This window comes from Xanthobacter sp. BG11Y11_SDJG, assembly GCF_057364445.1.
The window spans coordinates 1-6,002 of record NZ_JBNFNU010000271.1 but is presented as its reverse complement, the minus strand read 5'-3'; the positions used below and the strand labels follow the sequence as shown (position 1 = coordinate 6,002).

The 6,002-nt window shown below is 69.4% G+C and carries 5 protein-coding genes and 2 pseudogenes; 4 read left to right on the top strand and 3 right to left on the bottom strand.

Annotated elements, in window-relative coordinates:
- The 3 genes and pseudogenes from kdsA to AC2W7M_RS18290 all read right to left on the bottom strand — a co-directional run.
- Positions 1–645 (bottom strand): annotated as a pseudogene (gene kdsA, locus AC2W7M_RS18300) (3-deoxy-8-phosphooctulonate synthase); the annotation flags it as partial.
- A 104-nt stretch (positions 646–749) separates the two neighbouring features.
- A complete protein-coding gene (locus AC2W7M_RS18295; protein ID WP_486133859.1) occupies positions 750–1,733 on the bottom strand; it encodes a malate dehydrogenase in 984 nt (327 codons plus the stop codon).
- 259 nt (positions 1,734–1,992) lie between these two features.
- A complete protein-coding gene (locus AC2W7M_RS18290) occupies positions 1,993–2,652 on the bottom strand; it encodes a TPM domain-containing protein (protein ID WP_486133857.1) in 660 nt (219 codons plus the stop codon).
- Positions 2,653–2,816: 164 nt separating this feature from the next.
- Here AC2W7M_RS18290 and AC2W7M_RS18285 point away from each other — a divergent pair, with 164 nt between their 5' ends.
- The 4 genes and pseudogenes from AC2W7M_RS18285 to AC2W7M_RS18270 form a co-directional block, all read left to right on the top strand.
- Positions 2,817–3,494 carry a GntR family transcriptional regulator gene (locus tag AC2W7M_RS18285; RefSeq protein ID WP_486133855.1) on the top strand — a complete coding sequence of 226 codons (678 nt, stop codon included), beginning with the start codon at positions 2,817–2,819 and terminating at the stop codon, positions 3,492–3,494.
- A gap of 110 nt (positions 3,495–3,604) precedes the next feature.
- Positions 3,605–4,951 (top strand): FAD-dependent oxidoreductase, encoded by a 1,347-nt coding sequence (locus AC2W7M_RS18280; protein ID WP_486133853.1) that lies wholly within the window; start codon positions 3,605–3,607, stop codon positions 4,949–4,951.
- Between the two features lie 21 nt (positions 4,952–4,972).
- Positions 4,973–5,710 (top strand): enoyl-CoA hydratase/isomerase family protein, encoded by a 738-nt coding sequence (locus AC2W7M_RS18275; protein WP_486133851.1) that lies wholly within the window; start codon positions 4,973–4,975, stop codon positions 5,708–5,710.
- A pseudogene (locus AC2W7M_RS18270) lies at positions 5,707–6,002 on the top strand (propionate CoA-transferase); the annotation flags it as partial. The gene AC2W7M_RS18275 and the pseudogene AC2W7M_RS18270, both read left to right, overlap by 4 nt.

The window sequence follows — 6,002 nt, the reverse complement described above, 5'->3', positions numbered from 1 at the left end:
CCCGGCTGGCTGGCACCGAATGGGTGGCGTCCGAACCACACCGGCGCGCGTGGTCTTGGCGAGGATCGGCAGGCCGCGCATGTCCGAGACCAGCGTGTTGTAGCCGAACGAGACTCCCCGCTCGGTCACGAGCACCCGGCCATTGCCCGCGCCGGTGAGCTTCGCCACCACGTTCTTCATGTCCCAGGGGGCGAGGAACTGGCCCTTCTTCACGTTCACCACCTTGCCGGTGCGGGCGGCGGCGACCAGCAGGTCGGTCTGGCGGCACAGGAAGGCGGGGATCTGCAGCACGTCCACCACCTCGGCGGCGGGGGCGCACTGGTCGATCTCGTGCACGTCGGTGAGCGTCGGCAGGCCGAGCGTGTCGCGGATCTCGGCGAACACCGGCAGCGCCCCGTCCAGCCCCATGCCGCGCTGGGCGGAGAGCGAGGTGCGGTTGGCCTTGTCGAACGAGGTCTTGAAGAGCAGCGGGATGCCGCGGCGGGCCGCGATCTCCTTCAGCGCCGACGCCACCTCGAGCGCGTGGGCGCGGCTCTCCATCTGGCAGGGGCCGGCGATGAGGGCGAGCGGCAGAGCGTTGCCGATCTTCACGTCGCCGATGGCGACGACGGGCGTGGCCTCAACGGGCGCGGGCTGGATGGTCATGAAACGAAAATCCTCGCGCCGGGGCTTCGCCCTGCGGCCGCCAAACTAGTTCGCCCCGCCCCCGGAGGGAAGCGGGCGCCGCAGCGCGCGGCGCCCGCGATCGGTCAGCCCAGCAGGCCGGCGACGCCGTCGCGCTCCTCCAGGAGCTCCTTCAGGGTCTTGTCGAACATGGTCTTGGAGAAGTCGTCCATGGGCAGGCCCTGGACCACCTCGTATTCCCCGCCCGAGCACACCGCCGGCATGCCGAAGACGATGCCTTCCGGCACGCCGTAGGACCCGTCCGATGCCACGCCCATGGAAACCCACTTGCCGTTGGTGCCGTGGATCCAGTCGTGCATGTGGTCGATGGCGGCATTGGCGGCGGAGGCGGCCGACGACAGGCCACGCGCCTCAATGATGGCAGCGCCGCGCTTGCCGACGGTCGGCAGCAGCACGTCGCGGTACCAGGTCTCGTCATTGATCAGCGCCGGCAGCGGCTGGCCGTTCACGGTAGCGAAGCGGTAGTCCGCATACATGGTCGGCGAGTGGTTGCCCCACACCGCGACCTTCTCGATGTCCTTGGAGGCGACGTTGGCCTTGGCGGCGAACTGCGAGAGCGCGCGGTTGTGGTCGAGCCGCAGCATGGCGGTGATGTTGCGGGCCGGCAGGTCCGGGGCGCTCTTGGCGGTGATATAGGCGTTGGTGTTGGCCGGATTGCCGACCACCAGCACCTTCACGTCGCGCTTGGCCACCTCGTTCAGCGCCTTGCCCTGGACCTTGAAAATCTCGGCGTTGGCGGAGAGCAGGTCGGCGCGCTCCATGCCCTTCGAGCGCGGGCGGGCGCCCACCAGGATGGCGGCGTCGATGTCCTTGAAGGCCACCTTCGGATCGTCGGTGATCACCACGCCGGCGAAGTTCGGGAACGCGCAGTCCTCGATCTCCATCACCACGCCCTTCACGGCGCCCTGGGCCTGGGGCAGGTCGAGGAGCTGAAGGATGACGGGCTGGTCCTTGCCGAACAGGTCGCCGTTGGCGATGCGGAAAAGGAGGGAATAGCAGATCTGACCGGCGGCGCCCGTGACGGCGACGCGAACGGCGGGTTTGGTCATGAGAGGAAAGCCCCTTGCCAAGTCAGAGCCCAGGTCGGCTCGGGCCGGCAATCTATGCCGCCATGCAGCAGAATGAAAGCCGGCTCCGGCGGGGACGAAAGTCGGACCGCGCGGTGGAATTTTCCGCCCCGTCAGGCCGCGGCAGGTCCGGGGAGGCACTCTGCGGCCCGGCTCATGCGCCGGGGTTCGCGCCGATGCGGGGATCCGGGTGTATGCCCCGGACAGGCCGAGGCATGACGGCCCGACCGCCCCCCTCGCCTCACCTGATGATGACGTGGTTCGCCAGCTCGTTGCGCTCGCCCGGCTTCGACGGCAGCGGTCCGGCGAGCAGGTCGCCCGCCTTGTGCACGCCGGCGATGAGCCCCTCCGCGAGACTGCCTTTCTTGGCCTGGTCGGCCACGCGCTCGCAGATGTCGCGCCAGGCGCCGTGGCCGAGCGGCGTGTGGACGCCTTCGTCCGCCACCACTTCGATCAGGTGCTCCTGCGAGGCGGCGAAGATGAGGATGCCGGTGCGCCCCTTGGTCTGGGGGATGCCGTGGGCGAGGAACATCTCGATGGCGGCGGAGCGCGCCGCCGCCTTGAGGGCGAGCCGCGGAATGACCTTCTGGGCCATGCTCGGCAGCATCAGAACGCCGGCGAACACCATGAACATGGCCGCCTGGATGCCGAGCAGCTGCATCGGCCGCATGGGCGCGAGGAGCACCAGGATCCAGGGCAGCACCAGCGCCGCCAGCGCCGCATACATCACCGAATAGAAGGGGTGCTGGATCAGCGGCTCGCGCGCCACCACCACGCGGATCTCGGCCGATGTCTTCGCCTCGGCCGCGGCCACGGCGGCGGCGATGCGCTGCAGCGCATCGGCACCGAGCGGCGATTGCTGCGCGTCCTCGGCGACGGCGGCGGGGGGAAAGAGCTTCATCGCGGGTCTCCCGGTGCGCAGGCCTGCCACGCAGAACCGCGCTCTGTTATCATATCCCACGGCGGCGATGGCGAAAACTCGCACCGTGGCCGCCACAACCTCCCTTGACAAGGTGTAGCTGAATTGAATGGGTTAGGCGAAGTGTGCGCTGCCAGGGATGGATTGTGACAAAGCCTGTCAAGGGTCTCGACGCCAAGTCTGCGGAATCCCTGTCGTCGGAGGCTTTTCGGGCGATCGAGGAACACATCGTGACGCTGGCCTTCGCGCCGGGAAGCACGTGGTCGGAGGCCGCCATCGCGGAGGCCGTCGCCATCGGCCGCACGCCGGTACGGGAGGCGCTTCAGCGGCTGGCGGTGGGCCATGTGGTGAAGATCGTGCGCGGGCACGGCATCGTCATTTCGCCCATCGATCTGCAGACCCAACTGCTCGTCATCGAGACCCGCCGCGAGTTGGAGCGCCTCGTCGCCGTCCGCGCCGCGCGGCGGGTGCTGGCGTCGGACAAGCGGGAGCTGCGGCAGATCGCCGACGAGCTGGAGGTGATCGGCCGCACGCAGCAGATCAAGGAATTCCTGAGCAAGCAGTTCATCTACAAGCACCTGCTCGCGGACATCGCCGGCAACCCGTTCGCCGCCGCGGCGCTGGAGCCGCTGCACATCCTCACCCGTCGCTTCTATTTTCGCTACCACCCCGACCTCGAGGACCTGCCCGAGGTGACGGCGGTCCATGCCGCACTGCTGCGCGCGGTGGCGAGCGGTGACGAGGCGACCACCGTCGGCGCGGTGAATGACATGATCGACTATGCGGAGCAGCTTACCCGCCGCATCGTCGAGCGCGAGCGTTGAGTATCGATTTTCAGTGATGTGACAGGTTCATCGGGGCAGGTTTGACGCCTCCTTGGACGCGTCTTTTGGATATTTTGCGATATATTACAAAAATATCTGGAGCGAGACGCGTGGAACAGGGACGGCAGGGCCGGGATGACCGGTCCCCCATCGCGCTTGAATGCGACGTGCTGGTGGTCGGCGGCGGGGCCGCAGGCCTGGCCGCCGCGGTCACGGCCGCGCGCCAGGGGCTGAGGGTCACCTTGCTGGAGCGCTACGGCTTCTGCGGCGGGGCTGCGGTGGCAGGCCTCTCCGGCACCATATGCGGCATGTACGAGGCATCCGACGATGCGGCGCGCCCGCCGGTCCAGGCGGTGTTCGGCTTCCTCGATGAGTTCGTCGCCCGCATGGAGGCGCGCGGCGGCCTCACCGGCCCGGTGCGCTACGGCAAGACATTCACCCGCGTGCACGACCCGCTCGCCTGGCGCGAGACCGCGGACGACCTGCTGGCGGATGCCGGCGTTGAGGTGGTCTACCACGCGGTCGTGACCGAGGCGCTGTGCGAGGGCGACCGCCTCCGGGGCGTGCGGGGCTACACCAAGCAGGGACCGCTTACGGCGGCGGCACGCCTGGTGATCGACGCCTCGGGCGATGCCGACCTCGCGGTGATGGCCGGCCTGCCCTGCACGGTGGGCGACGAGGGCCGGGTGCAGAACCCCACCATGATCTTCCGCATGATGGGCGCGGACGTGGAGCGCCTGAAGGCGGCGGAAGGGGAGGATTCCATCCTCGGCCCCCACGTCTCCGACCTGATCGCCAAGCTCCACGCGCAGGGGGAATACGTGCTCCCCCGCTCGAAGATCTTCCTGTTCCCGACGCCGCGGCCCAACGAGATCCTCTGCAACGTCACCCGCGTCATCGGACGCGACGGGCGCGAACTGAACCCGCTGGTCGCAGCCGATCTCACCGAGGCGGAGATCGAGGGTCGCAAGCAGGTCCGCCAGTACGAGCGGTTCCTGAAGAACCACGTCGCCGGCTGCGAGGCGGCCTTCGTCAACGACACCGGCGTTCAGGTGGGCGTGCGCCAGACCCGGCAGATCGTCGGCACGAGCCGGCTCGCCAATGCGGACGTGCTGGCGGGCCGCAAGTTCGCCGACGGCATCGCCCGCTCGCCCTGGCCCATCGAGCTGCATTCGGGCGCCAAGCCCAAGCTCGAATGGCTCATGGAGGACGTCTACGAGGTGCCCTACGGCTGCTTCGTGCCCGAGCGCGGCGAGGGACTTCTCGTCACCGGCCGCTGCCTGTCGGCCGAGCACGAGGCGCTCGCCTCGGCCCGCGTCACCGCCCAGTGCTTCTCCTACGGCCACGCCATCGGCCACGCCGCGGCCATTGCCGTGAAGGAGGGCATGCGCCCCCGCGACATCGACGGCCGCGACCTGCGCCAGGTGCTGAACCGCGACGGCGCACGGCTCGACTGACCATTCGAAGAGGAGCAAGCAATGATCAAGGAAGATCGCCGCGGGACGGTCTGCATCGTCGAGATCGACCGTCCGCGCCGGCGCAACGCCCTCGACCACGCCACCGTCGCCGCCCTGCGCGCGCGCTTCGCCGCACTGGACAGCGATCCGGCGGTTTCGGCCATCGTGCTCGGGGGAACGGCGCCCGGCTTTTGCGCCGGGTCGGACCTCAAGGAGCTCGCCACCCTCGACCGGGACGGCATGGCCGAGCACGAGGCGGAGACCGCGGCCTTCGCGCGCGCCCTCACCTTCCTGTCGAAGCCTGTGGTGGCGGCGGTGTCCGGCTTCGCCCTCGGCGGCGGCTTCATCCTCGCCGCCTCCTGCGACGTGGTGGTCACCGAGCCGGCGGCCCGCTGGCATCTGCCGGAAGTCACCAATGGCTGGATTCCGCCTTGGGGCCTCACCGTCCTGTCGGCCCGGTGCGGGCCGGTCGCCGCGCGCCGCCTCACCTGGGGCGCCCGTCCAGTGGACGGGGGCGAGGCCTACCGGCTCGGGGTGGCCGACATTCTCGCCGACAACGCGCTGGAGGCGGCGGTGGAGGAAGCTCAGGCGCTTGCGCGCCTTCCCGCCGAGGCCGTGGCCTCCACCAAGCGCTTCTTCGCCCGGCAGGTCATGGCCCAGGGCGAGGCGGAAGACATGGAGGCCAACCGCCTGTTCGTCGAGGACTGCCGCAGCGCCGCGGCCGCCGCCACCTTCCAGCGCTTCGGAATGACCGCATGAACGTCCCTCTCTCCCTCGCCCGCAGCAAGATGGTCTCCGCCGAGGCGGCGGCCGGTCTGATCCGCGACGGCGACACGGTGGCCTGCGTCGGCGTGATCGGCTGGATCACGCCGGACACCGTTCTCAAGGCGGTGGGGGAGCGCTTCGCCGCTTCCGGCACGCCGCGCGGGCTCTACCTTCTATTTCCGGTCGGCACCGGCGACGCGGTGGACATCCGCGGCATGGACCATGTGGCCCGCGAAGGGCTCATGAAGCGCATCGTGTCGGGCTCCTACATCAACCCCGTCAATCC

Excerpts from the sequence above, each read along its gene's own strand:
- AC2W7M_RS18295 (WP_486133859.1), bottom strand. The coding sequence starts at position 1,733 with ATGACCAAACCCGCCGTTCGCGTCGCCGTCACGGGCGCCGCCGGTCAG.
- AC2W7M_RS18290 (WP_486133857.1), bottom strand. The coding sequence starts at position 2,652 with ATGAAGCTCTTTCCCCCCGCCGCCGTCGCCGAGGACGCGCAGCAATCG.
- AC2W7M_RS18275 (WP_486133851.1), top strand. The coding sequence starts at position 4,973 with ATGATCAAGGAAGATCGCCGCGGGACGGTCTGCATCGTCGAGATCGAC.